The 3,146-nt window shown below is 69.7% G+C and carries 3 protein-coding genes; all 3 read left to right on the top strand.

Translation table 11 applies throughout. The features are described 5' to 3' along the window. The first annotated feature begins 423 nt into the window (after window positions 1-423). The 3 genes from ABTZ89_RS37450 (at window position 424) to ABTZ89_RS37460 (ending at window position 2,905) form a co-directional block, all read left to right on the top strand. Complete coding sequence (locus tag ABTZ89_RS37450) at window positions 424-957, top strand: hypothetical protein (protein WP_270949102.1); 534 nt, start codon at window positions 424-426, stop codon at window positions 955-957. Between the two features lie 104 nt (window positions 958-1,061). After that, the gene (locus ABTZ89_RS37455; RefSeq protein WP_351053956.1) at window positions 1,062-2,051 is read left to right on the top strand and encodes an ABC transporter ATP-binding protein; all 990 of its coding nucleotides are present in this window, start codon (window positions 1,062-1,064) and stop codon (window positions 2,049-2,051) included. Beyond that, window positions 2,051-2,905 (top strand): ABC transporter permease, encoded by an 855-nt coding sequence (locus ABTZ89_RS37460; RefSeq protein ID WP_270949100.1) that lies wholly within the window; start codon window positions 2,051-2,053, stop codon window positions 2,903-2,905. The genes ABTZ89_RS37455 and ABTZ89_RS37460 overlap by 1 nt, the downstream gene beginning before the upstream one ends. The last annotated feature ends 241 nt before the right edge of the window (window positions 2,906-3,146 follow it).

Consider the following 3,146-nt stretch of genomic DNA (forward strand, 5'->3'; position numbering starts at 1 on the left):
ACCACTCTCCCCCACCCCCCCCCCCTCCCGACCGGCCACGTGGGGGGCCCCCCCCCCCCCACCCCGACACCTGTGGACAACTCGCGCAAATTCAATGGAAATCGGATGTCCAAATTCCATTGAATTTTGATGCCGGAACCAGACGGCTGCGCAGAACGGGTCTGGGAGAGATCAGAGCGGGGCGGCCCGCTCAACCAGCCTGGGGGTCACCGGGAGCAGGCCGCCACCGTCAGTGTAGGGCACGCTGGGCCGTTTGCCGACGACGCGAGAGGCCGCTCGGCGGGCATTTTGGAGCCGAATCGATAACCACTCGATGGAGTGAGCCCTGGGGCCTGGCCGTGCAGGCGTGGACACCGCCTGCCGATGTCACCCGTTGGGGGCAGCCCGGGATCGGGTTGCCGAACCACTGCGACGGGAGGCGATGTGGCGGACACGGCGTTGCGCAAGGCGGTGCTCGACCGGCTCGACAACCTGGACCGGGTGGTGGACGACGACGCCGCCGAAGTGCTGCTCCCGGTCGCCCGTTCCGAGCTCTACCGGCTCACCGCCGGGTTCCGGGCGCTGCTCGACGAGCACCAGCCCGACGAGGACGGCCGGTGTCCGTCCTGCCAGGGCACGCTGCGCAGCCGGCCTTGGCCGTGCACGGTGTGGCTGACCGCGCACCGGCAGCTCATCGGCGACCACTCCGGCACCCCGACGCGCACCAAGCGGATGGACGCGCTGCGCCGGAAGTTGCGGCGCAAGCCCGCCCAGCGGGAAGCCGGCGTCGAGGTCATCCCGGAGCCGATCGTGTCCTCGGTCGGCAGCGGCCCCAGCGACTGGGACACCAACGAGTTCACCCGCCCCGACCTGACCGTCGGATCGCCGACCCCACCACCGGCCGGCGGCCACCTCGAAACCGATCACCGCAAGATCCACCGGGCCTCGGTGGTCGACCGCGGCATCCAGTGGCCTTAGAACCAGCTGTGAGCTGGTCGGGAAAACCGCCACTCCGCACATTCACCTCGGTTCGTCCGGCAGGATGGGCGGCGATCCAGTGAACGGGTGATGTTGGAGGGCGTGTGCACGACGGCAGCGGCCGGATCATCGTGCAAGGTCTCAGCAAGCGCTACGGACCGCTGAGCGCGGTCCAGGACCTTGACTTCGCGGTGCGGCCAGGCACGGTTACCGGGTTCCTCGGGCCCAACGGGTCCGGGAAGACCACGACGCTGCGCATGATCCTCGGCCTGATCACGCCCACCTCGGGCACCGCCACGATCAACGGTCTGCCGTTCCACCAGCTGCCGAACCCCGCTTCGGTGATCGGCGCCGTCCTCGACGCGCAGAGCTTCCACCCGGGCCGCACCGCGCAGAACCACCTGCGCTGCTACGCCGCGGCGATGAACGTGCCGGACGAGCAGGCCGATCGGGCGCTGGAGCTGGTCGGGCTGGCGCCTGCCGCCAAGCGCAAGCCCAGCGGGTTCTCGCTCGGCATGCGGCAGCGGTTGTCGCTGGCCACGGCACTGCTGGGCGATCCGCAGGTGCTGGTGCTGGACGAGCCGGCCAACGGGCTGGACCCGGAGGGCATCGCCTGGCTGCGCAACTTCCTGAAGGCCTTCGCCGCCAGCGGCCGCACCGTGCTCATGTCCAGCCACTTCCTGCGGGAGATCGAGCACACCGTCGACCAGCTGGTGGTGATCAGCCGGGGCCGCTGCGTCTACGACGGCAGCATCGACCAGCTGCGCTCCGCCCAGCAGTCCCGCGCCATGGTGCAGGCCGCGGACCCGGGTGCGCTGGCCGCCGAGCTGCAGGCGTCCGGGTACCGGGTCGAGTCCCTGCCGGACGGCCGGCTGGCCGTGCTGGGTGCGGATTCCCGCCAGGTGGCCGACATCGCGCTGGCCGCCGGGGTCGCGCTCTACGGCATGCAGGACGAGCGGATCGGTCTGGAGCAGCTGTTCTTCCAGCTCACCAGCGGCCAGTACACCGGTGTCCCGCAGGCCGGTCCCGGTGCCGAGGTGTGGGCACGACCGGCGCAGAGCGGCGACCAGCGCGGACTCGGGGGGAGCGTGTGATGGGCGCGCTGATCAAGGCGGAGTTCCGGAAGATCTTCACGACCAACCTGTGGTGGGCGCTGCTCATCCCGGTGGCGCTGATCGGCTTCGGCGCCGGGTGGATGGGCACCGCGTTCGTGTCGATCATCAACGGCTTCGCGGTGCTGGACCGGCCGGTGCCGCTGGCGCTGCTGTCGGTGACCACCTCGGCGAACTTCAGCACCGTCTTCGGCATGCTGTTCGGGGCGCTGTCGATCTCCGGCGAGTACCGGAACAAGACCATCACGACCAGCTTCCTGACCAGCAACCCGCGCAGTGCTGTGCTGGCCGCGAAGCTGATCACGGCTGCGGCCATCGGCGCCGGGTACGGGCTGGTCAACGCGCTGTGCGCGAGCCTCGGCGGGCTGATCGGCGCGGTCCAGGACATCGGGAGCTTCGGCGACGTCGCCGACTGGTTGAGCGTCGGCGGCGCCAGCGTCCTGTCGATGACGCTGTGGACGCTGGCCGGCGTCGGGTTCGGCGCGCTCGTCTCCAACGCCGTGCTGGCGATCATCCTGCCGCTGGCCTACAAGTTCGTCGTCGAGTTCATCATCTCGATGGCGCTGGTGGGCTCCAACGTCTCCGGCATCGGCCCGTACCTGCCGGGGTCGGCGGGCAACGGGATCGTGTCCAACCTGGCGGTGCCGCTGTTCGTCGCGGCGGTGGCCGGACCGGACGAACCCGAGGTGCCGAAGGTCGCCTTCGACGCCCTGCACCTGGTCTTCGGCGGCAGCTACGGCCACGCCTGGTGGGCGAGCCTCCTGACCTTCCTCGGCTACACGGCCCTGTTCGTCGCGGGTGGCTGGTGGGCCAACCAACGCCGAGACATCGCCTGAGAAGCAATGTCTGACGAACTCATCTTGCGTGGCGGTGCCGGTAGCGGAACCTCAGCGCCCGCCTGGACTCCGGGTGCCAACCCTTATGTATGGCCAATACACGGCGGCTCGGCCGTCCTCGCCAGGCGAACGCTGAGAACCCGCGGCGGCGCAAGCGCCGAAGGTGAGCTAAACGCCTCCGGCGTTTCAAAGACAAAGACCAAAACGAGGATCCGAGCACTTGATCCGCCGGTTGGCGGGG

The sequence above is a fragment of the Saccharopolyspora sp. NPDC002686 genome (assembly GCF_040295745.1).
GTDB classification, from domain to species: domain Bacteria; phylum Actinomycetota; class Actinomycetes; order Mycobacteriales; family Pseudonocardiaceae; genus Saccharopolyspora; species Saccharopolyspora oryzae.

Bases quoted from the DNA above. Each gene is read 5' to 3' on its own strand.
- ABTZ89_RS37460 (WP_270949100.1), top strand. From the start codon at position 2,051: ATGGGCGCGCTGATCAAGGCGGAGTTCCGGAAGATCTTCACGACCAAC.